Genomic DNA, 21,668 nt, shown 5'->3' with positions numbered 1-21,668 from the left:
TTAGATCCGGAACAACCAACCGAACAGCCAACGCCACAGCGACGACAGCCAGCCGCCGATCGTTTCAAAGAAGCCCTTGCTGCCATTCGAGGCAGGCTTGTCGTTTCCTTCCGGCTGCTCGGGGTTCGCGGTGACCGAAGGAGTGGTCGAAGGAGTGGTCGACGGAGCGGTGGTGTCCTCACCCGTGGCACCGAGGCGCACAGTGACATCGGCCAGGCTATCGCCGGCGTTGTAGGCGAAGTAGACGTCTTCGGCGGCCGCCGGGACGGTGGCCTTCGCGGTGCCCCCGAAGCTGCCATCGGCCCCAACCTTGATGGGCTCGGCGAAGGTGAGCAGGGCGACGTCGATACGCTCGGTGAGCACGTTGGTGCGGTCGAGCTCCTTCTTGCCCTCGAGGATCGCGGTGAGGTCGGCGAAGGGGTAGTTGTAGCGTGACACCAGCATGGACAGGGTGGCGGTGTTGTCGCCGGTGACCTCGATTTCGGGGGCGGCGAACACGTGGTTCATGGCGCCCTCGTAGGAGGTGATGCGGACGGAGGCGTTGGGGTCATTGGCCACGAACTTGGTGGGGCTCTCGGCGCGCAGGTTCCATTCGAATTCCTCCGCGTCGGTGTAGCCGACGTTGTTGAGCTTCCAGCCGCCGAGGCCAAAGCCGTTCTTCTGCATGTGGTGGCGGAAGCTGTCGCGGATACCCCACGTCAGGGAGCCGGTGGTCGTCTCCACGGGAGTGGTTTCCGGGGCGGGCCAGGCCACAAAGACCTCGCGGTTGAGGATCTGCTCACCGACCTGGATCTGGAGGGTGGACAGGCCACTGTCATCCCCCTGGAGGGCCGGGGTGATCCCGGTGAGGGTGGCCACGCCATCGGCGTTGGCCGCGGCCGTTGCGACCTCGATGCCGCCAATGCTGGCGGTGACTGATTCGTTGGCCTTCAGGCCGTCGATAAGCATGGTTGTGTTGGCCCCCTGCCGGAACCCGTTGTCGTTGTCGTAGCCCAGGACGTGGAAAGTGACTTCGCGGTCGATGATCTGGTCTTCGGTGCGATCAGCGCTCGGGCGGGTGATCAGGAGCTTGTGGGCGCCGGTGCCCACGGACTGCGGGAGCGCCCCGGAGATGGTGACGGTGCCGGAGGCGTTGGCCCGCAGGCGCTGGTTTCCTGCGACGCGGTTGGCCTCGTCGACCGTGTCAACGTAGACGCGCACTTCCTGGTTGGGGCCCAGGTTGGAGGCCGTCATCGAGAGGTCGCCGCCGCGCCACACGTGGCCGAACACGGAGATGTCGGGCTTGGCGATCCCGGAGGTGCTCAGGCGCGGCAACTGGTGGTGCATGGTGTACTCGGTGCCGTCTTCTTCGTAGACAACTTCGAGGAGGTATCCACCGTAGACGAAGGGGGTATGCGCCGGGACTGAGAGGGTGGCGGTCAATTCACCGTTGGAATCGACCACGCCCTCCCCCACCGGGATGCGGTTCGTCGACAGCGCGCTGGCCAACAGGTTGAAGGAAACGGGCGTGCCTTCAGCAACCTTGGTATAGGTCAGGCCCCACTTCTGCTTATCTTCCGGGAATACCTCGTCGTTGAGGCGGACCTTGGCCACGAAGTCGCTGCCCACGCGCATGTCCCGCAGCGCGGTGGTGCCATCCGCCGCGAACACCCGCACCGGCTCCTTGATTTGGTAGAAGCGCATCGAGTTGACGGATTCGTTGGACTTCTCCGTGAACTTTGCCTGGATCGAGGTGCCCGGCATCGGCAGCTCGGTATCGCCCAAGTCAACGGCGTAGATCTTCTTCGTCTGCGGCCCCGGCTTATCCCAGTTGACCGTGTCGAAGCAGGTAGCGCGGTTGCCGGTGTTCGCGATGCAGCCGGTGCGGAACTCGGTGGCACTGGCAGCGGTCTTCACACCGACGGTGCGACCGATGGCGTAGTTATCCATGGTGAAGGCGTAGGGCGTATTCGCGATCGCCGGCACCATCGACGGAACGGCGCGCACGCTCGCCGGAGGCAGGCCGGTGGAGGCAGTGACGTTGATGAAGGCCTCGGCGTTGACGTCCTCGCTCCCGACCTTCTTCCCCCGCACAGACTGCAGGCCCAGCGGCATGGACTCCGGGATGGTGAGCACGGCGCGGCCCCGGCCGCTGGAATTTGCCGTGGCCCGGCCCAGTTCCACGTTGGGCAGATTCTCAGCGGTGAACGCGATGATGTCATCTCGCTCCACCCCGGAGAAGTTGACGATGGCGGTGCTGCCCTGCGCGACGTTCTGATTCTCGAAGGCGAACGTGGCGCCGATGTTGCCCTTCTCGCGGATACCACCCGTACCAGCCGGGAAGTAGACGCGCTCCTCCTCCGGCGCCCGGTCGCTCTTCGCCAGCCACACCCGACCGGTGTCGTAGTCCTTGCCGTGCGAGGGCACCTTGCTGACGGTGCAGCTACCCGTGCCGCTGCTGGAAATGTCCATGTAGCAAATGTCATGGGTAAACAGGTCACCGAAAACACCCACGCGCTCACCAGGTGTGAACCCCTTGCCCACGTAGGTCACGGGGTGGCCCACGATGGCGATCGGCGGCACGGAATACGCACTGCGTTCCTGTGCCTGCTCTGCCACCACCTGCTTATCGACGTCCGCTTCAGTCGGCGTCTCCGCCGCCGTCACGGCTTCAACCGCTTCTACGGTTTCTGTGGCTGTGGCACCTGTGGCATCTGTGGCATCTTCAGCTCGGACGGAGGGGATGAGCAGCAAGCTGACCGTGGTGGCAACGGCGACGGCGCTGAGACTTTTGCGCGCGTACGGCCGCCGGGATAGACGGGGGTTCACTATTGAAATACCTCGTGTGTCGATGGGCAAGTAATGTCAGGCCGCAGCATGACTAAGGTTAGCCTTGCCTTGGACTATACTGATATTACACACAGGGTTTTGGTAAACAAAGGTGACCCTAACAAAGACTACTGCCCCATCCCGCGATGCGGAATGGGGCAGTAGCTTCTGTCCGAAAAGAACAGGTCAACGAGGGCTTAAGCCTCGGTGACGGTGCCTCCGGCAGCCTCGATCTTCTCGACCGCAGACTTGGAGAACTTAGCAGCGGTGACGTTCAGCTTGACGCCGAGGTCGCCGTTGCCCAGAACCTTCACCGGCTGCTTCGGGCGCACGAGGCCCGCTGCAACGATGTCGGCCACAGTGACGTCGCCACCCTGCGGGAAAGCCTTCTCCAGGTCGGAAACGTTAACAACCTGGAAATAGACCTTGTTCGGGTTCTTGAAGCCCTTGAGCTTCGGCAGACGCATGTGCAGCGGCATCTGGCCACCCTCGAAAGCGGCCGAAACCTGCTTGCGAGCCTTGGTGCCCTTGGTGCCGCGACCAGCGGTCTTGCCCTTGGATGCCTCACCGCGGCCAACGCGGGTCTTCGGCGTGTTGGCGCCCTTTGCCGGGCGCAGGTCGTGGAGCTTAATAATTTCGCTCATGTGTTACTACTCCCCTGCCACTTCTTCGACGGTGACCAGGTGGCGCACGACGTGGATCATGCCACGCACCGCGGGGGTGTCGGGGCGGACCACGGAGTGGCGGATGCGGCGAAGTCCGAGAGCCTGCATGTTTTCACGCTGCTTCGGCTTGGTGCCAACCAGTCCCTTGATCTGGGTGATCTTCAGAGCCATAGTTTACGCCTCCTGACCTGCGCGGGCGCGCAGCATACGAGCCGGAGCGACCTCCTCGAGGGTCTTGCCGCGGCGTGCGGCGACCTCTTCGGGGCGAACCAGCTGCTTCAGGCCGTCCACGGTGGCGTGGACGACGTTGATGGCGTTGTCGGAGCCAAGCGACTTCGACAGGATGTCCTGGACACCGGCGCACTCAAGCACCGGACGGGCAGCGCCACCAGCGATAACACCGGTACCCGGTGCGGCCGGGCGGAGCATAACGATGCCCGCTGCAGCCTCACCCTGAACCGGGTGGGTGATGGTGCCGCCGACCATCGGGACGCGGAAGAAGTTCTTACGAGCCTCTTCAGCACCCTTCTGGATCGCAGCCGGAACTTCCTTGGCCTTGCCGTAACCGACGCCGACCATGCCCTGGCCGTCGCCCACGATCACGAGAGCGGTGAAGCTGAAGCGACGACCACCCTTAACGACCTTGGAGACGCGGTTGATGGTGACAACGCGCTCCAGGTACTGGCTGCGCTCGTCCTGCTGCTGGTTACGACGATCGTCGCGACGTCCGCCGCGGCGATCATTCTTGTTGTTGTTGCTGTTGTCGTCGGCGGAGCGTCCGCCGTCACGCCGTTCACGTCCCGGCATTACGCGATCCTTCCGTTGATGTTCATGGAGTCGGTGATCATTAGAACTTCAGACCACCTTCACGTGCGGCATCAGCCAGAGCGGCAATGCGGCCGTGGTACTTGTAACCCGCACGGTCGAAGACGACCGTCTCGATGCCAGCAGCCTTGGCGCGCTCAGCGATGAGCTGACCGACCTTGGCGCCCTTGGCCTTCTTGTCGCCCTCAACGGTGCGAACATCCGGCTCCATGGTGGAGGCGGCGACCAGGGTGTGACCGGCATTGTCGTCGATCACCTGCACATGCAGGTGACGGGAGGTGCGGTGCACGACCAGACGTGGCGCCTCGGGGGTGCCACGCAGGGTCTTGCGGATACGGAAGTGACGGCGTGCGCGGGCCTCGCGGCGACGGGACGAAATGTCCTTGCCAACCGGAGTGCGCTTGGAGTTCTCTGCAGTGTTGCTCATGCTTACTTACCCGTCTTTCCGACCTTGCGGCGGACCTGCTCGCCTTCGTAGCGGATGCCCTTGCCCTTGTAGGGGTCGTCCTTCCGCAGACGGCGAATGTTGGCGGCGATCTGCCCGACCTGCTGCTTGTCAATACCCGCGATAGAGAACTTGGTGGTGCCATCAACCGCAAAGGTGATGCCCTCCGGAGCCTCGATCAGAATCGGGTGGGAGTAGCCGAGGGCGAACTCAAGGTTCTTGCCCTTAGCCTGGACGCGGTAGCCCACGCCGAAGATCTCCATCTTGATGGTGTAGCCCTCAGTCACGCCGACAACGAGGTTGTTGACGAGAGAACGGGACAGACCGTGGAGAGCACGGTTCTTACGGTTGTCATCCGGACGGGTAACGAGGATCTCGTTTTCCTCAACGGCGACGGAGATCGGAGCCGGGACCTCGAAAGACAGGGTGCCCTTCGGGCCCTTGACCTCGATGTTCTGGCCGTCGATCGTCGTGGTGACGCCGGACGGGATGGCAATCGGGTTCTTACCGATACGCGACATTAGTCAATCCTCCCTTTACCAGACGTAGGCGAGGACTTCTCCGCCTACACCCTTCTCGGTTGCCTGACGGTCGGTCAGCAGACCCTGGGACGTGGAAATGATAGCCACGCCCAGGCCTCCGAGGACCTGCGGCAGATTGGTGGACTTGGCGTACACGCGCAGACCCGGCTTGGACACGCGGCGCAGGCCAGCGATGGAGCGCTCACGAGTCGGGCTGTACTTGAGCTCGAGGGAGAGGGTCTTGCCGACCCGAGCATCCTCGACAGAGTAGCCAGCGATGTAGCCCTCCTGCTTGAGGATCTCCGCGATGTTGATCTTCAGCTTGGAAGACGGCATCGACACAGTGTCGTGGTGCGCATGGTTTGCATTGCGCACGCGCGACAGCATGTCGGCGATAGGATCAGTCATGGTCATGGTTGGTGACCGGTACCTTTCTCGCTGCGGTTCCCTACCCACCGTGGTCGTTTGCCGGGTATTCCGTCGGGCCACTTCACGCTCCCCAAACTCAATAGTCTGGGGCGCTCGCTGCCACTTCCACCCGGTCGCCATGTTGGCGGGGGGCCTACAACAAAGTTGAATGTCTTAGTTCTTGGCGGTTACGTGCACCTTTCACAAGGCACACGAGTCCGACAAGCCAGGATACCCGTCCATGCCCCCAGCTCAAAATCCCTCCTAGAATGGTCAGAATGAACGCGCGCAAAGACGAAAATCTAGCCTCCGCCCACACGTGGCTCACAACGGCCGCCACGTCTCTCGACCTGGAGCCGAGCCTGGTCAACGACCTGATGCGCGATATCCTCGACCTCACCCGCGACGTCGCCCATGGCCCATCCCGGCCGGCGGCACCGGTCACCGCTTTTCTCCTCGGCCTGGCCGTGGGCAGGGAGACTTCTGACGCGGAAGAGACCGTTGCCTTAACCAAGTCCCAGGTTCACGCGCTCCAGGCGATGCTCAAGGAGATGTCCTAGTGGGTCGTCTCAATAGAACCTTCGCTGTCACTCGCGTCTCCGTCGAGCCGGAGGGCATCCATACGGATACCCGCTCCGATTACGTCACCGCCGAGGAGCCGCTGGAGCTCCGCGTCGGCGGACCCACCCTTAACACCACCATGCGCACGCCGGGCCACGACATCGAGATGGTGCACGGTTTCCTCTACGGAGAAGGCATCATCCGTTCCGCCGCCGACGTCACCACCGCCCGCTACTGCGCCGGAGCCACCGGCCCCGATGGCACCAACACCTATAACGTCATCGATGTTGATCTCGCCTCCAGCGTCCGCGCCCCCGGCCTCGAATCATTTCGCTTATCGACGACCACTTCTGCCTGCGGGGTCTGCGGATCCTCGTCCATCGAACAAATTTTGGGCAAGGTCGCCGCTCCCCCACGTCGCTTCCCCCTCGACCCCGCCGTCGTGGTCCAACTTCCCGATCGGTTACGGGATCAGCAGCAGCAATTCCGCCGTACCGGCGGTATCCATGCTGCAGGCGCATTCACCAGGGACGGCGAGTTGATTGTCGCTCGCGAGGACATCGGCCGGCACAACGCCGCTGACAAAGTCATTGGCCATCTCCTCCTCCAGGGAAGGTTGCCTGCCGATGACCTCATCCTGGTCATGAGCTCCCGCGCCTCCTTCGAACTAGCCCAAAAAGCCATCATGGCCGGATTCGGTGCGCTGGTTGCGGTCTCAGCCGCCAGCTCCCTCGCCGTCGACCTCGCCCGATCTGCGGGCCTAGCGCTAACCGGCTTTACCCGCGACAATCGATTCAACCTCTACGCGGGCGAACTCATCTCCGAGGCGTAGACAAGCACCTGCCCAACCACCACGGACCCCACGGCCGGCACTGGTTTCACCCCCTCCGGCAGCGCAACCGCAAGGGGCACCTTCGTATCGACGAGCAGATACCAAAAATTCTTCCCCGTCAGCGTATTGGTGCGAAGCTCGGCTTCACGGCACCGCCCGGATAGAAAAGCGATCGCGTTCGGCTGCTGAGCACTGCTCTGAAGCGAGATCAACCCAAGCGATATCAATTGCCCCACAGCCGCAGAATCCTCCTCTGCCACATACGCCTCTTCCGAGGGATACACCCGGATGCCTTCCACCCCCACCGCACTGAGACGGATCTCCCGCGCAGACTGCGGCTCATCGCTGGGGTAGTTCGCTGGCAATTCCACATTCGCCAAGACCATGGCATCGCCCAGATCCACCCGCGCGGTGGTATCGCTCAACCGCGTTACTTCGCCAGCACCACTGACTGGACCCGAAACACCCGCGTGCAGGTACGGCTTGCTATCCCGCAGGCCCACGCTGATTCGGACTCCCGAGGGATCGACGTAGGCCGCGCACAATTGGTAGCCGTCCCCGCAATCTTCTTCGCCAACCAGCTCTTGATCAAAAATCACGTCAGAGATCTCACCAGGTTGCTGATCAAATCCGACCGCCAGAAATTCGGGATACATGGCCGTCATCCTAGGTGATCCCGACCTCCTGATCTCGACCGGAACCTCACCCCGCTACCCAAAACCCAAGGTCGCGCCACTCCGCACGCCGCAAAATCAGCTAAAAGTCGCGATCACCCCTGATCCCGACCCCCTCCTCGCGACCGGAACCCCACCCCGCCACCAAAACCCCAGGACGCCCCTCGCCGAAATGCCTTCCGGTCGGGACCAGCCCGTCGCGATCACAGGGGAAGCAGCAAAAACGCCCCCACCGTCCCCCGACCGGGGAACAATGAGGGCGTTTCAGACCGAACTGCCTACTTCTTGAAGGGGAAGCCGAGCTCGCGGAGCAGGGCACGGCCTTCGTCGTTGTTGGAGGCGGTGGTGACGACAGTGATGTCCATGCCGCGGGGGCGATCGACCTTGTCGACATCGATCTCGTAGAACATGGTCTGCTCGTTGAGGCCGAAGGTGTAGTTGCCGTGGCCGTCGAACTGCTGGTCAGACAGGCCGCGGAAGTCGCGGATACGGGGGAGGGCGACGGTCAGCAGACGGTCGAGGAACTCCCACATGCGGTCGCCGCGGAGGGTGACGCGGGCGCCGATCGGCATGCCTTCGCGGAGCTTGAAGTTCGCGATGGACTTCTTGGCGCGACGCAGCTGCGGCTTCTGGCCGGTGATGAGGGTCAGGTCCTCGAGGGCACCGTTGATCAGCTTGGAGTCGCGAGCAGCCTCGCCGACACCCATGTTGACAACAACCTTGGTGACGCCGGGGATCTGCATGACGTTCTCGTAGGAGAATTCGTCATTGAGCTTGGTGCGGATTTCCTCGCGGTAGCGAGTCTTCAGACGCGGGGTGTAGTTCTCGCTCATGCTTAGATGTCCTTCCCGTTGCGACGCGAGATACGGACTTTCTTGCCGTTCTCGTCGAAGCGGTAACCGACGCGGGTCGGGTTGCCGTCGGAGTCCAGGACCATCACGTTGGAGACGTGGATCGGTGCCTCCTGGGTAACAATTCCGCCGGACTCAGCGCCGCGCTCCGGTGCGGAGTTAGCGACGTGCTTCTTGATGCGGTTGACGCCCTCAACGAGGACCTTTTCCTTCTTCGGGAAAGCCTGAATGACCTTGCCCTTGGCGCCCTTGTCGGGGCCAGAGATGACGAGGACCATATCGCCCTTGTGGATCTTCAACTAAATCACCTCCGGTGCAAGCGACACGATCTTCATGAACTTCTTCTCACGAAGTTCACGAGCAACTGGGCCGAAGATGCGGGTTCCGCGCGGCTCGTTGTCGGTCTTGATGATGACAGCCGCGTTCTCGTCGAAGCGGATGTAGGAACCGTCTGCGCGACGGGTTTCCTTCTTGGTGCGAACGATGACGGCCTTGACGATTTCGCCGGCCTTGACGTTGCCACCCGGAGTTGCCTCCTTGACGGTGGCGACGATGACGTCACCGATTCCGGCAAAGCGTCGGGTCGAGCCGCCGAGCACACGGATGCACAGGATTTCCCTGGCGCCGGTGTTATCGGCGATCTTCAGACGCGATTCCTGCTGAATCACTTTGGTCTCCTGACCTGGATTAATGTGCGCGAAGATTTCCGGCCTTGCGCGCACCTGGTCTATTGTCTTGCTGTTTTCCTTGCTTATCGACGAACGCACCCCACAGGGTGGTCGAAGGGTCTCGACGTCACATTCGGAAAAGCATGCAACGCCGACCAACACGGTCAACCCGAGTATTCAACCATATTCTCCGAGTTCGTTCCAAACCCGCCCATCAACCGCTCGGTTGAATTTAGGATAGCCTGACCTCCATAATGGACCGGTGCGCCGACCAACTCGCTTATCCCCACCCACACCACTGAGGGGTGGGCTCTTCTTTCTCGGCGTGATCTTCTCTCTGGCGGGCTTGTTTGTCCTGAGCCTGCTGGTTGGTGCTCGGGCGACCGATCCCGGCGAGGTCCTGCGGATCATGCCGCAGGCGGTTCGCCTGGCCTTCGATGCGGATTTTGCTGCTTCCCAGCCTTTTAATGATCTCCAGCTGCTTATCGCCGGCCGGGTGCCCCGGGCGGTGCTGGCCATATTTGCCGGCGGCGCCCTCGGCGCCGCGGGTGCGTTGATGCAGGGCTTTACCCGCAACCCGCTCGCCGACCCCGGTATTTTGGGCGTCAATGCGGGGGCGGCGGCGGCCATCGCCATTGCCTTAACCCTGGGCATCGTGAGCTCCCCCACCCAATTTTTGTGGCCCGCTCTGGTCGGCGCTTTAGCCACCACAGTGGTGGTGTTCCTGCTCGCCGCTCGGGGTCGCGGCGCAGGTAGTTACGGCCCGCTCGCCTACGTCTTGGCCGGCATGGCGCTGACGGCATTGTTGATGTCGGTGGTCAATGCCCTCATGCTGCAGAATGCAGCGGTGTTGGACATGCTGCGGGTGTGGTCGACCGGGTCGGTGGCGGGCCGGGATCTCGCCGTGGCGCGAAGCACGGTTGTTGTGCTGATTCTCGGATTGATCGCCTCGGTATTTTTGGGACGCACCCTTAACCTGTTGAGCTTGGGCGATGACATCGCGGCGTCGTTAGGCATCAACGTTGCCGGTGCCCAACTCATGGGTCTGCTCACCATCAGCGTGCTCGGCGCGGTCGCCGTGTCGTGCGCTGGACCGGTCATGTTCATTGGGCTGGCCGCCCCGCATATGGTGCGCTCCCTGACGGGACCGGACTATCGGCAGATCATTCCCCTCTCTATCTGTCTCGGCGCGGTTCTAGCGCTCGTCGCGGATATCCTAGGCCGCCTCCTCGCGCAGCCGGGCGAGCTTCCGATGGGGATTGTGTTGGCCCTGATGGGTGTCCCCCTGTTCATCACCCTTGTTCGCCGCGGCTTTGTCCGAGGTGGCGTATGAGGGTCTATTTCTGGCTGGCGCTGACGCTGGTCTCGACGTTTCTACTCATCTGCGTGGGTGCCACCGTGGGGGACTATCCCCTTGACCTGAGTACAGTGCTGTCGGTCATATGGGGAGGCGGCACACCCATCGAACGCGCGGTAGTCCTGGACCTTCGCCTCGGGCGAGGAATCGTCGGTGCTGCGGTGGGGGCATGCCTGGCATATTCGGGAGCCCTCACCCAGTCGGTGGCCCGCAATCCGCTGGCCAGCCCCGACATTCTTGGCATCACGAATGGGGCATCCCTGGCCGCCGCCTTGGTCATCGTCTTCGGCAGTTCGGGGTCGATTGTGTCCACGTCCATCGGTATCCCCTTGGCTGCGGTGTGTGGTTCCCTGGTCACGGCGCTGGTGATTTGGCTGATTGCCGGCCGGGCGCGGAGAGACCTCATGCGGCTGGTACTTATTGGCGTGGGCGTGTCGATTTTCCTTTCGGCTCTGACGACCTGGCTCCTGGCGTGGGCGGAGCTCGATCGCGCGATCGAGGCCAGAATGTGGCTCACCGGCAGCCTCAATGGCCGGGACTATTCCAACGCGTGGGCCCCGCTCCTCGTATTGTTCTTCGCCGTCGCGGCTGCTGGGTGGTTGGCATTCCAGCTGGCGGCGTTAAGCCTCGGGGAGACGACGGCGCACGTATTGGGCCATCACGTTCCCCTCGCCCAGGCTGCGCAGCTTCTCACCGCTGTCGCCCTGGCGGCGGTGGCGGTGTCTGCGGCTGGCCCTATTTCTTTCCTCGCCTTCGTGACTCCGCAGATCGCGCGCCGCTTGGCCGGGACCCCGACGCCTCCGTTGCTCCTGTCGGCATCCACCGGCGCGCTGCTGTTGGTAGGGGCGGACCTGTGCACGCGGGTTGTCGTCCCGTGGGAGCTTCCGGTGGGCGTTCTTACTGCTTTCTTGGGGGCTCCAGTGCTCCTGTATCTCCTGCTTACTGGCAATCGAAAGGCCCGCGCATGAGCCGCTTTTCTCTTCACAATGTCACCGTTGGGTACGGGGACCAGCCGGTGGTGCGCAACGCCACGGTGGAACTCCCGGACAATCGCGTCAGCACCTTCATCGGCCCGAATGGGTGCGGTAAATCGACCCTGCTGAAGACGATGTGCTCGTTGTTGGATTATTCGGGCTCGGTCATGCTGGGCGGTCGGGAAATCAAGTCCATTCCTCGTCGTGAGCGGGCGCGATCGTTGACCTTGCTCCCCCAGTCCCCGACTGCCCCTGATGGGTTGAGCGTTTACCAATTGATTTCTCGCGGCCGCCATCCGTACCAAGGCTTGTTGGGGCGTTGGTCGACGTCGGACGAAGAAGCGGTCCAGCATGCGATTGCTACGACCCAGTTGGAGGAGCTGCAGGATCGGCCAGTGGGGGATCTTTCCGGAGGGCAGCGCCAGCGAGTGTGGATCGCCATGACTTTGGCACAGGATGCGTCGACGATGCTGTTGGATGAGCCGACCACCTATCTGGATCTTGCCCACAGTCTCGAGGTCCTGCGACTCGTGCGCGCCATGCAGGTGGAGGAGAATCGCACGGTCATCATGGTCTTGCATGATCTCAATTTGGCGGCGCGGTTCTCCGACCACATCGTAGCGATCGGTCGGGATGGGCAGATTGCGGCGACGGGCACCCCCGCAGAGGTACTTACCGAGGAAACTCTCGCCGCTACCTTCGGCCTATCCGCCCTTGTCACGACCGATCCTGTGAGCGGCGGGCCCCTCATCGTTCCTCGCTAACTGCGCCTACCCCCACCGTCACACAATCCTGCAATAGGTTAGCCTAACCTGTGCAACTATTCGCAGAGTTTTGGAGTTTCCTTTGACCACTCGGAACCGCATTCTGACCACCTCGTGCGCCGCGCTCTTGGCCCTTTCGCTCGGCGGGCTCAGCGCCTGCACCAGCGCCAATGACACCTCCGCAGCACCGAGCAGCAGCACCGCCGCCGACGCGGCGTCGACCAGCTGGCCCCGTGAGATCACTACCGTCGACGGCTCAGGCGCCAGCACTGAAGTGACCCTCGAGTCTCAGCCCCAGCGCATTGTCTCCGCTTCCGTCACGCTCACCGGCTCCCTCCTGGCGTTGGATGCGCCCGTGGTCGGTTCGGGCGGCGGCCAAGCTGCCTCCCCGATCTTCTCGGATGAGGAGGGTTTTGGTGAGCAGTGGGTCGACATTGCTCGCGAGGAAAACGTCGCGCCGCTTTATCAAATCGAGCCGAATGTTGAGGCGATCCTCGCGCAGAACCCGGACCTGGTGGTGATGTCGAACGTCGGGCAGGATTCCGCGGTGTCTGTTTATGATCAGCTCGCGGCGGTTGTTCCCGTCATTGTCATCGACTACTCCAACCAGAGCTGGGAGGAGATCACCACGTACTTGGGTGAGGTCACCGGGCGAGAAGACAAAGCTACGGAGCTGATCACCGGGTTTGAAGATTCGGTAGAAAAGGCCGCCGCTGCCATCACGTTGCCGCCGCAGCCGGTCAACATCATCTCCTTGAGCCGCGATGGCGGAGTGAACTTCTTCACCCCTGAGTCTGCTCAGGGCACGCTGTTTAGCGAGCTTGGTTTCGACGTCGCGGTTCCCGCCGAGGAGTTGATTGGCACCACTGCCCAGGGTGGAAACCGCAGTGACATCAAGGGAGTCAATCAGGAAAATGTTGCTCCGGCACTGCAGGGTGAGACCGTGTTCGTCATGAACCTTGATCCCGGCACTCCCGCGGAGGACATCGTGCGCACCAACCCGGCCCTAGTGGAGAACCCGGCCGTTGCGGCGAACCGAGTCGTCGGGTTGTTCCCGGAGAGCTTCCGCTTAGATTACTTCAGCGCCACCATGCTGGTGGACTTCCTGCAGAAGGAATACTCCTAGGTTGCGTCCGCCACTTCCCGGAGCCAGCCCAGAGGCGCGCGAGCACTTCTGGGCTGCACTGGCGCGCACCGGTACCCCAGTCTGGAATAAGCAAGGTACTGAGGCGACCTTTTATTGGCGCAACCCGGGAATCATTGCCCCTGAGGCCCGGCCGGTTCACCTCTCCATCAACCGGGTGACCGACAAGGCGAACGTCTCGCGCGGGACCATGCACGCCATTCCCGGAACCGACGTGTGGACCCTGACGCTCCGGTTGTCACCGGCCCTTCGCGCTTCCTATGGGTTCTTCGTCGATGGCCCACCGCCAGCCGGTCCCCCACCACACAACGCGTTCTTCAGCTTCTACGATCCCTTCAACCGCTCCCGTCCGCTGGCGAGGGACGGCGACCGCGGCTTGTCGGTTCTCGCTGGGCCGCGGGCACACCTCCAACACGAATGGGAGTCGAACCACCGGGCGCCGTTACAAGGTTTCCTGCACACCGACACCGTCGGTGGGCGCCCACACTGGTTGTACCTGCCGCCGCAGCCGCCTGAACAGTTGCTCATCATCCATGATGCGGAACAGTGGTTCGAGCGGCTGGGTCTTCCCTTCGCCATCGAGCACGCTGTTACCCGGGGGCGGCTGAGGCCGACAGCAGTGTTGGGTATCAGCAATAACAGTGCCGCCGATCGGCGAACACTTCTGGGCGGGAGTCTCGACTTTATTGCCACAGCCCGGGCGTGGGCGTCCGACGTTGCTGGGAGGCAGCCCGGCGGCGCCGATCTTTCTAGCATTCCGCATTGTGTTTTCGCCGGCTTCAGCCTGGGCGGGGCGGTGGGAATCCGGCTGGCGTTGGAACAACCCGATGCAGTGGATGCGGTGTTGGCAATGTCGCCGTCCATGTGGTGGCAACCTGACAACACGGGTTCACCCCGTGATCTGGATCAACAGGAGCGCTCGTGGCTGGTGGATGCCGTATCACCAGCCACGGCATATTCCCCTCGAATTCGATTGAGTGTGGGGAGTAATGAAACTTCGTCAGTCCCCTGGGTGAAACAGTTAGGTCACGCCTTGCAGTCCCAGCAATGGAACTCCGACCTCAGTATTTATGAAGGCGGGCACGACGTGGCATGTTGGCGGGGTTTACTCATTGATCAGCTCACGGATGTCGGAGTTTCTGCCACAATGAATGAGTGAACAACTCATCGTTGGATTCCGTAGTCCACCTGCGTGAGACGGTGGCGGACGCGACGTTCGCCGTCGATGACTCAGCTCAGGCCGAGGCGAGGGCGGTCGTCGATCAGATCGATGATTACATTCTGCCTCGCCTGGCCAACATTGATGCGCCGTTGTTGGCGGTGGTGGGCGGCTCGACCGGGAGCGGGAAGTCGACGTTGGTGAACGCGATCGTCGGCAAGCAGGTGAGCCAGGCGGGCGTTATTCGCCCGACGACGCGGCAGCCGGTGTTGGTGGCCAATCCGGCGGATTCCGCCTGGTTCAACTCGAATCGAGTGCTCCCCGGCTTGGCGCGTGAGCAGGGCGAACCGGGGGCCAATCCGACGGCGACGTCACTGCGGACGGTGTCCACCGACAGCATCAGCCCGGGGCTAGCACTTCTTGATGCCCCCGATTTCGATTCCATCGATGATCGCAATCGGGCGCTCGCGTCGCAGCTGCTCGCCGCGGCGGACCTGTGGGTATTCGTGACCACGCCTTCGCGTTATGCGGATCAGTTGGTGTGGAATTTCCTGCACGAGGCGGCGGGACGCGACATCGAGGTCATTGTGATTCTCAATCGCGTGGACGAAGATTCCGTGCCCGCGGATCTGCGCCGCATGATGAGCGAAGCCGGGCTGGGCCACGCCACCTTATTCACCGTGCCGGACGCGGGACCGCTGGAAGGCCTGCTACCGGGGGAAGTGGTGGCGGAGATAGCCGCGCACCTTGAGGGGTTGGCGGCGGATGCGGCCGCCCGGCGCGCCATGGCCGGCAAGACCGTCCTCGGGGCGGTCAATCGCGTGGTGGAGCGGGTGGAGGATTTAGCCGCAAAGCGGGCGCGGCAGGAGGAGTTTGGGTCACAGCTGGCGGGGGCGTTTGATACGAACTATCAGCGCGCGGTGGAGCAGGTTATCGATGCGACCAGTGATGGCAACCTGTTGCGCCAGGAGGTGGTGCAGCGGTGGCAGGATTTCGTGGGCACCTCCGATGCGTTCCGCACGATCGAGCGGTGGTATTCGGTGGCGGTGGATCGGATCGGGAGTTTCTTCACGGGCCGGCCCGCGCCCATCCGCGAGGTGGAGAAGGAGATCGAGGCGGGATTGCACGCTGTCGTGGTCGATTCGGCGGACACCGCCGCGGTGCGGTCGTGGTCTCACTTGGGGTCCGTGGCGCCGGAGCTGCGGGCGGCCTCTTCGTCCACGTTGGCGGCGGCCAGCCCGGACATCGGCGAGCAGGCTGCTGAGCTGGTGCGGGAATGGCAGGCCGGGCTGGTCAGCTACATCCAGGACAACGCGGGGGATAAGCGCATGAAGGCGCGGATCATGTCGTTGAGCCTCAATGTGGTCACCGTCGCGCTGATGCTGGTGGTTTTCGCGTCGACGGCGGGCCTGACGGGCGGGGAGATCGCCATCGCGGGCGGCTCGGCGGTCGTGGGCCAAAAGCTCCTGGAGACCATCTTCGGTGAGGATAACGTGCGGCGGATGGCCAAGCGGGCCCGCGAGGATCTCAATGCGCGCATCGAGGTGCTCATGGCCGCTGAGCGGAGTCGCTACGACGAGGTCACTGCGCAGCTGACGGCTGGTACGACGTCCCAGGAGCTTGTCCAGTCCGCCCTCAGCGCCCAGCGCGATGTCCGCCGGCAGACGGAGGTCTAGAGCGTGTTCACGAAGAAGAAAAGCCTCAGCGAGCGTCTCGACGCCCTCGCTACCGCCGCCGAGCTCGGCGAGCCCTACCTCTCCCCCGCTGAGCATGCCTCTCTCACGCGCGTGTCCGCTGCGGCCGCCGAACGGCGCGCTCTCTCCGGCGAGCACACGGTGGTGGGCTTTTTCGGCGCGACCGGTTCCGGCAAGACATCCCTGTTCAATGCTGTCGTGGGCGAGGATCTGGGCGTCACCGCCGCGCGCCGCCCCACCACCTCGTCTCCCCTGGCTGCGGTGTGGCAGCCGGAAGGTGCGGAGGAACTCCTCGACTGGCTCGGGGTGGAGGATCGCCGCAACCGGCCCGGCGAGTTCAGCGCGGGAGCGGGCGGTCTCATCCTGCTGGATCTGCCCGATTTTGATTCGGTCGAGCCGCGGCACCGCGAGATAGCCACGCGCCTGGCGGGGCAGGTCGATGTCCTCGTGTGGGTGACCGATCCGGAGAAGTACGCCGATTCGGTCATCCATGACCAGTTCATTCGCCCGCACGCCTCCCACAGCTCCGTCACGCTGGCGGTGTTGAACAAGGCGGACAAACTCACTGCCGACGACCGCCGCAGTGTCGCCGCCTCATTGCAGCAGTTGCTTAACGACGATGGCTTGAGAAAGGTTTCCGTCATTGCCACGTCCGCCCGCACGGGCCTCGGCGTCGATGACCTGCGGCAGGCGATCGCCCGCGTGGCTGCCCGGCGCAGCGCGCAACAGGCGCGCATTGAGGCGGACATCACGACGTCGATAAGCAGGTGGACCGATTCACCGGGGGTGAGGAAGGTGCCGGATTCCGCGAAGCGGGAGATGGATGGTTTGCTTTCCGACGCCGTGGGCACCGATCAGCTCGCCGGCGTCACCGCCGCCGCCTACCGCAAGCGGCTGGGCCAAAAGACCGGGTGGCTGCTCACCTCGTGGCTGCTGCGTCTGCGCCCCGATCCGCTGCGGCGGCTGGGCCTGCGCGAGGAAGCAGACGATACCGGGGTGCACCGCACGTCCCTGCCCAGCTTGGATGCGTCCGGCCGGGCCATCGCGCATCGTGGGGTACGCGGCTACGCAGCTGCCGTGGCAGAAGGCCTGCCGGAGCGCTGGGGTGGGGCGATCGTCGACCGCACGGAAGCGATCGCAGACAAGCTCCCCGAAACACTCGACCGCGCTGCCGCCCGCACGAAACTGCCCGCCCAACCCTCACGGGCCTGGGGCATTGTCACCGTCCTCCAGTGGCTGGCCCTCCTCGGGGCACTGGTGGGGGTGGGCTGGTACCTCCTGGCTGCGTTCCTGCCCGGCGCGCTCTATCCGCTCATGGATGACATCATCCCGCAGATCGAAGGCTGGCCCATCCCCACCCTGCTCATCCTCGGAGGAGTGTTGCTGGGGATCCTGCTGGGACTATTTACTTCGGTGTTTGGTGTCGCGATCAGCGGCGGGGTTAAGCGCCGCACTCGCAAGGCCCTGCGCCGAGAGGTAGCGACGATCTCCGCGCAGGAAGTCCAGGCCCCGTTGTTGGAGATCCGCCAGCGCTACGCCGAGTTCCTCGCCGCGATCAAGGCGGCCAGTTACTCGTAGCGCAATGCCTCGATCGGGTCGAGCTTCGCCGCCTTATTCGCCGGGTAGTAGCCGAAGAACAATCCGATGGCCAGGGCGAAGAACAAGGAGATGAATACGCCGCTGATTGGCGGGTAGACGAACGTGCCCAACAGCTTCGCTCCAACCATGCCGAACGTGCCGCCGAGGATGATGCCAATCAAACCACCGATGAGGCAGACGATCATGGACTCAACGACGAACTGGGTGCGGATGTGGCGTCGGGTAGCACCCAGGGCCTTGCGCACGCCGATCTCCCTCGTGCGCTCGGTGACGGTGATGAGCATGATGTTCATGACTCCGATGCCGCCGACCAGCAACGAGATACCCGCGATGGCGGACAGCGCGATGCTCATGGTGCTGAGCATGGTGTTGAACTGCTCCAGCTCCTTTTTCATATCCGTCACCTTGGCCTGATAGGCGGTGTTGTCCGCATACCAGCGATCGACGAAGGTCTGCAGATCCTGCTTGATGGTCTCGGCACCAGCGGTGGCGTTGACGCGCACGCTGAGGCTGTCCCAGGTGCCGTTGAAATCAGACACTCTTTCTTCCGCTAAGTACGGCACGTACAGGCTTGACGTGTTGGACCCGAGCGAGACCACGCCACCGCTCTTGGGTTCCTCATACACCCCCACCACCACGAAGGAGGCGAAACCCTTATCCGTCTCGAAGTCAAACATCTGGCCCAGCGCCGCCTGCGCATCGTCCTGGAACAAGTCCTTGACCATGGTGGGAGAAATGATCGCGACGGGGCGATCGCCCGTAATGTCTTCCTCCCGGAGCAGCCGACCCTGGCTCAGTTTCACATTCTTAATCGTCTGATAGTCAGTATTGATGCCTTTAAGGGTGGTCCTGGAGGTTCGGCCCTCAACGCTGGCGTCACCGGCGTGAGAAGACGTATCACCGATGGACACGCCTTTGATCCGGTCCTGGAAAGTGACCTTGAGCTGCTCGACCATCTCCGCATTGATGCGGTCATCGGCGTCTTGGATCGTCGGCCCGAAGTACATGCCGGTCTCTTCTTGCTCAGGCTCCCCCGCCGCGGGGCGCGGCTGCACCTGTATAGTGAAGTCATTGGCGCCAGCCTGATCCAGGCTCGACAGCGTCTGGGCCCGTAGTGATTGGCCCAGGGTGAGGATGGTGATCACCGAGGCGATACCAATGATGACACCCAACAACGTCAGCAGCGAGCGCATCTTGTTGGAGCGCAGGCTGGTCATGGCCAGCCCGATGGATTCCCACAAGCTCATGTCAGTGCCCCCCCGTCCTCATCAACAATGACACCGTCGCGCATGGTGACCACCCGGCTCGTTTCCTTCGCCAACTCCGGGTTGTGAGTAATGAAGACGATGGTCTTGCCGTGCTCCTGATTTAGTTCGTGGAACAGGTCCATGACCATGCGGCCCGTGGCGGAGTCCAGGGCGCCGGTCGGTTCATCCGCCAAGATGAGATCAGGGTTGTTCGCCAACGCCCGGGCGATGGCAACGCGCTGCTTTTGACCACCGGAGAGCTCGTTGGGCAAGTGGTTCATGCGGTCCTTCATGCCCACCATTTCCAACAGCTCTTCCGCCCGGTTGTTTCTTTCCCGCCCGGACATCCCGGCGTACATCATGGGCATGGCGACGTTGCGAATGGCATCGATGCGGCCAATGAGGTTGAAGTTCTGGAACACGAAGCCGATGTTCTGGCTGCGGTAGCGGGCCAATCGGTCCTCATCGGCCTCGAGCACGTCGGTACCGCTGAAGACGTAGGAGCCTGCGGTGGGTCGGTCAAGGAGGCCGATGATGTTCATCAGCGTCGACTTACCGGAGCCGGAGGTACCCACGACGGAGACGAACTCCCCGGGGTCGGTGTAGAAATCGCAGCCGTGCAAAACGGTGAGCTCGGCCGGGGTCCCAATGTTGAAGGTTTTGACAATGCCCCGCATGTCGATGACACGCTCGGGCGCGATGACGCTACTGAGTTGCGTCATTGACCGCGACCTTCTGGCCTTCGTGTTCGAGGTAGGTGGAGGGCTGGTTGAGCACGCGCTCCCCCTCCTTCAACGCCCCACCGGTGATGGCGGTATCAATCTCGTTGGAGGCACCCACGGTGACCTCCCGGCGCTCCACGACGTAGTCCCCGGAATCCTCGGCGAGGACGAGAACGTACTTTTTGCCCGATTCCTCAAAAATGGCGTCGCGGGGAACCGCGAGCTTGCCGGCTTCCCGCTCGGTGATGATCTGAGCCTTGGCCGATCCACCGATGCGAAGCCCCTCGGGCTGGCCGGTGACCTCAATTTCCACCGGGAAGGCGGCCTTGCGGTTAGCGGTGTCCTTGACCGCCTCGGCAGCACCGGCGGGCGGGGCGGCCGCCACCGGGGACACGAAGCGGACCTTGCCTTGGAACTCCTTCGTCCCGGTCGTGGGAGTGGTGAAGGTGACAGGTGCTCCGACAGTCACCTGCGGGACGTCGACTTCCTTCACCTCGGTTTTGATGATCAAGGAGCCCTCATCGGCCACCGTGAGCAATGTCCCGGCGGCGGGCTTGCCCTTCTCGGCGACCACCGAGGTAACAATGCCGCCCATCGGCGTGCGAACATCCCGGTTGGAAATGTCCACCAACAACTGGTTGCTGCCCTGGGAGGACGCGGCCTTTGCTGCCTGCGCCCCGCGCCACGCCTGATCAACCGCGGAGGCGTGGGTATCCAACTGCTGCTGCGCCCCCAGTCGGGCGGACTCGAGGGCGATGGCTGCTTCCTTCTTAGCTTCGAAGGCCTGGCCCACTGCGCGCTGCGAGGTGGCCAGGTCCGTATCGACGTTGCCCAACGTCACCTCATAGGCGCGCTGGTTTTGATCGAGGTTCTGCGCGGCACCGTGGAGGCGGTTGACGGAATCGACCGCCGTCACCACGGATCCGATGGCCGCTCCGGTGTTATCGGTGGGCGTCGTCGCCGTTCCGCCCGGCTGAGAGCCCGCGAGGGTGTCGGCGGCGGTGACACCGCTGCGGACGGCATCAAGAGCCGCCGAGATGAGCTGGGTGCGGGAATTTTCCACTGCATTGCCCTGCTCCCGAATGGCGGTGTCGGTGCCATCGGCGCGGTGCTTGGCCTTGGCATCGAAGGCGGCAACGGAGTCGACATACTGGCCATCCGCGGCGCGGAGTGCAGCCTCGGCGGAGATGATCTGTTGGTTGAGCCCCTCATCCAGCCCGGTTCGATACTGCTGGTATTGCTGCTGTGCCTGCTCTACCTGGGAGAGTGCCGCCGCATCGCTGGTGGCCTGCTGGGCGCGTTGGGTGTCCAGCTCGCGTTGTTGGGCCGAGACGTCAATCTGCGCGAGGATCTGCTCCGCATTGACGCGATCACCCACCTTGACGTCGAGTTTTTCCACTGGGCCGCTGAGGTGGGTGGACAGCACGACGCTGCGCAACGGGTCAACAACACCGCTGACCATGACACGGCTGACCACATCTTCTTTCTTGGCCACGCGATAGTCCTGCGAGGTCAGTGTCACCGCAGGGCCTTTGGGGAGGAAAAAGAAGATCAGGCCGGCGATCAGGATGATCCCGATCACGATGGATGGGATAAGAACACGGCGGCTCATAAATCTAACTCCAGGTCTGTGCGGGCTTGGTGCGGGCTCGGTGCGGATTCACGGTGTGCCCTCTGCGTATGACGATGCTGAACATCGTTTTCTTCTCTTTGACGGACATAACCTAACACGGACTTATTGAGTACGGCC

At 63.0% G+C, this 21,668-nt stretch carries 23 protein-coding genes; 9 read left to right on the top strand and 14 right to left on the bottom strand.

Annotated elements, in window-relative coordinates; translation table 11 throughout:
• From CTEST_RS02225 to rpsH, 7 genes are all read right to left on the bottom strand, one after another.
• Positions 1-2,808: an HtaA domain-containing protein gene (locus tag CTEST_RS02225; RefSeq protein WP_047252348.1), complete on the bottom strand. Its 2,808-nt coding sequence runs from the start codon at positions 2,806-2,808 to the stop codon at positions 1-3.
• A 197-nt stretch (positions 2,809-3,005) separates the two neighbouring features.
• Positions 3,006-3,452, bottom strand: a complete 447-nt coding sequence (gene rplO / locus CTEST_RS02220; protein WP_047252347.1) for a 50S ribosomal protein L15 — start codon at positions 3,450-3,452, stop codon at positions 3,006-3,008.
• Positions 3,453-3,458: 6 nt separating this feature from the next.
• Positions 3,459-3,644: a 50S ribosomal protein L30 gene (gene rpmD / locus CTEST_RS02215; protein WP_047252346.1), complete on the bottom strand. Its 186-nt coding sequence runs from the start codon at positions 3,642-3,644 to the stop codon at positions 3,459-3,461.
• A gap of 3 nt (positions 3,645-3,647) precedes the next feature.
• On the bottom strand, positions 3,648-4,280 hold the full coding sequence (gene rpsE / locus CTEST_RS02210; protein WP_047252345.1) for a 30S ribosomal protein S5: 633 nt from the start codon (positions 4,278-4,280) through the stop codon (positions 3,648-3,650).
• A 40-nt stretch (positions 4,281-4,320) separates the two neighbouring features.
• A complete protein-coding gene (gene rplR, locus CTEST_RS02205) occupies positions 4,321-4,725 on the bottom strand; it encodes a 50S ribosomal protein L18 (protein WP_047252344.1) in 405 nt (134 codons plus the stop codon).
• A 2-nt stretch (positions 4,726-4,727) separates the two neighbouring features.
• On the bottom strand, positions 4,728-5,264 hold the full coding sequence (rplF, locus tag CTEST_RS02200; protein WP_047252343.1) for a 50S ribosomal protein L6: 537 nt from the start codon (positions 5,262-5,264) through the stop codon (positions 4,728-4,730).
• Between the two features lie 15 nt (positions 5,265-5,279).
• Entirely contained in the window at positions 5,280-5,678 is a 399-nt protein-coding gene (rpsH, locus tag CTEST_RS02195; protein ID WP_047252342.1) for a 30S ribosomal protein S8, read from the bottom strand.
• 272 nt (positions 5,679-5,950) lie between these two features.
• Between rpsH and CTEST_RS02190 the strand changes: the two genes are divergently transcribed.
• Together CTEST_RS02190 and fdhD are read left to right on the top strand one after the other, a co-directional pair.
• Positions 5,951-6,232 carry a DUF6457 domain-containing protein gene (locus CTEST_RS02190; protein WP_047252341.1) on the top strand — a complete coding sequence of 94 codons (282 nt, stop codon included), beginning with the start codon at positions 5,951-5,953 and terminating at the stop codon, positions 6,230-6,232.
• Positions 6,232-7,065: a formate dehydrogenase accessory sulfurtransferase FdhD gene (fdhD, locus tag CTEST_RS02185; protein ID WP_047252340.1), complete on the top strand. Its 834-nt coding sequence runs from the start codon at positions 6,232-6,234 to the stop codon at positions 7,063-7,065. Before CTEST_RS02190 ends, fdhD begins: the two co-directional genes overlap by 1 nt.
• Here the strand turns inward: fdhD and CTEST_RS02180 are convergent.
• From CTEST_RS02180 to rplN, 4 genes are all read right to left on the bottom strand, one after another.
• A complete protein-coding gene (locus CTEST_RS02180; RefSeq protein ID WP_047252339.1) occupies positions 7,035-7,730 on the bottom strand; it encodes a hypothetical protein in 696 nt (231 codons plus the stop codon). The genes fdhD and CTEST_RS02180 overlap by 31 nt on opposite strands.
• Before the next feature lie 287 nt (positions 7,731-8,017).
• Positions 8,018-8,572: a 50S ribosomal protein L5 gene (gene rplE / locus CTEST_RS02175; protein WP_047252338.1), complete on the bottom strand. Its 555-nt coding sequence runs from the start codon at positions 8,570-8,572 to the stop codon at positions 8,018-8,020.
• Between the two features lie 2 nt (positions 8,573-8,574).
• Positions 8,575-8,889, bottom strand: coding sequence for a 50S ribosomal protein L24 (gene rplX, locus CTEST_RS02170; RefSeq protein WP_047252337.1), 315 nt, complete (start codon positions 8,887-8,889; stop codon positions 8,575-8,577).
• Positions 8,890-9,258 carry a 50S ribosomal protein L14 gene (rplN, locus tag CTEST_RS02165; protein WP_047252336.1) on the bottom strand — a complete coding sequence of 123 codons (369 nt, stop codon included), beginning with the start codon at positions 9,256-9,258 and terminating at the stop codon, positions 8,890-8,892.
• Between the two features lie 325 nt (positions 9,259-9,583).
• Between rplN and CTEST_RS02160 the strand changes: the two genes are divergently transcribed.
• The 7 genes from CTEST_RS02160 to CTEST_RS02130 all read left to right on the top strand — a co-directional run bounded on the left by CTEST_RS02160 (position 9,584) and on the right by CTEST_RS02130 (position 17,928).
• Positions 9,584-10,591 carry a FecCD family ABC transporter permease gene (locus CTEST_RS02160; RefSeq protein WP_052844274.1) on the top strand — a complete coding sequence of 336 codons (1,008 nt, stop codon included), beginning with the start codon at positions 9,584-9,586 and terminating at the stop codon, positions 10,589-10,591.
• The gene (locus tag CTEST_RS02155; protein ID WP_047252335.1) at positions 10,588-11,583 is read left to right on the top strand and encodes a FecCD family ABC transporter permease; all 996 of its coding nucleotides are present in this window, start codon (positions 10,588-10,590) and stop codon (positions 11,581-11,583) included. The genes CTEST_RS02160 and CTEST_RS02155 overlap by 4 nt, the downstream gene beginning before the upstream one ends.
• Positions 11,580-12,353, top strand: a complete 774-nt coding sequence (locus tag CTEST_RS02150) for an ABC transporter ATP-binding protein (RefSeq protein WP_047252334.1) — start codon at positions 11,580-11,582, stop codon at positions 12,351-12,353. Before CTEST_RS02155 ends, CTEST_RS02150 begins: the two co-directional genes overlap by 4 nt.
• 82 nt (positions 12,354-12,435) lie before the next feature.
• Positions 12,436-13,479, top strand: a complete 1,044-nt coding sequence (gene fepB / locus CTEST_RS02145) for a Fe2+-enterobactin ABC transporter substrate-binding protein (protein ID WP_047252333.1) — start codon at positions 12,436-12,438, stop codon at positions 13,477-13,479.
• 1 nt (position 13,480) lies between these two features.
• A complete protein-coding gene (locus tag CTEST_RS02140) occupies positions 13,481-14,656 on the top strand; it encodes an enterochelin esterase domain-containing protein (RefSeq protein ID WP_047252332.1) in 1,176 nt (391 codons plus the stop codon).
• Positions 14,653-16,332 carry a GTPase gene (locus CTEST_RS02135; protein ID WP_047252331.1) on the top strand — a complete coding sequence of 560 codons (1,680 nt, stop codon included), beginning with the start codon at positions 14,653-14,655 and terminating at the stop codon, positions 16,330-16,332. The genes CTEST_RS02140 and CTEST_RS02135 overlap by 4 nt, the downstream gene beginning before the upstream one ends.
• A 3-nt stretch (positions 16,333-16,335) precedes the next feature.
• A complete protein-coding gene (locus tag CTEST_RS02130) occupies positions 16,336-17,928 on the top strand; it encodes a GTPase family protein (protein WP_047252330.1) in 1,593 nt (530 codons plus the stop codon).
• On the opposite strand, the gene CTEST_RS02125 is transcribed toward CTEST_RS02130, so the two are convergent.
• The 3 genes from CTEST_RS02125 to CTEST_RS02115 are packed head-to-tail and all read right to left on the bottom strand — an operon-like array spanning position 17,919 to position 21,500.
• Positions 17,919-19,196, bottom strand: coding sequence for an ABC transporter permease (locus CTEST_RS02125; RefSeq protein ID WP_047252329.1), 1,278 nt, complete (start codon positions 19,194-19,196; stop codon positions 17,919-17,921). The genes CTEST_RS02130 and CTEST_RS02125 overlap by 10 nt on opposite strands.
• Positions 19,193-19,918, bottom strand: coding sequence for an ABC transporter ATP-binding protein (locus CTEST_RS02120; RefSeq protein ID WP_047252328.1), 726 nt, complete (start codon positions 19,916-19,918; stop codon positions 19,193-19,195). The genes CTEST_RS02125 and CTEST_RS02120 overlap by 4 nt, the downstream gene beginning before the upstream one ends.
• Entirely contained in the window at positions 19,902-21,500 is a 1,599-nt protein-coding gene (locus tag CTEST_RS02115) for an efflux RND transporter periplasmic adaptor subunit (protein ID WP_158408142.1), read from the bottom strand. The genes CTEST_RS02120 and CTEST_RS02115 overlap by 17 nt, the downstream gene beginning before the upstream one ends.
• Positions 21,501-21,668 lie beyond the last annotated feature (168 nt).

Source organism: Corynebacterium testudinoris (assembly GCF_001021045.1).
Taxonomy (GTDB): Bacteria; Actinomycetota; Actinomycetes; order Mycobacteriales; family Mycobacteriaceae; genus Corynebacterium; species Corynebacterium testudinoris.
Note: the sequence above shows the minus strand (reverse complement) of the source record. Positions and strands in the feature narration are given on the sequence as shown.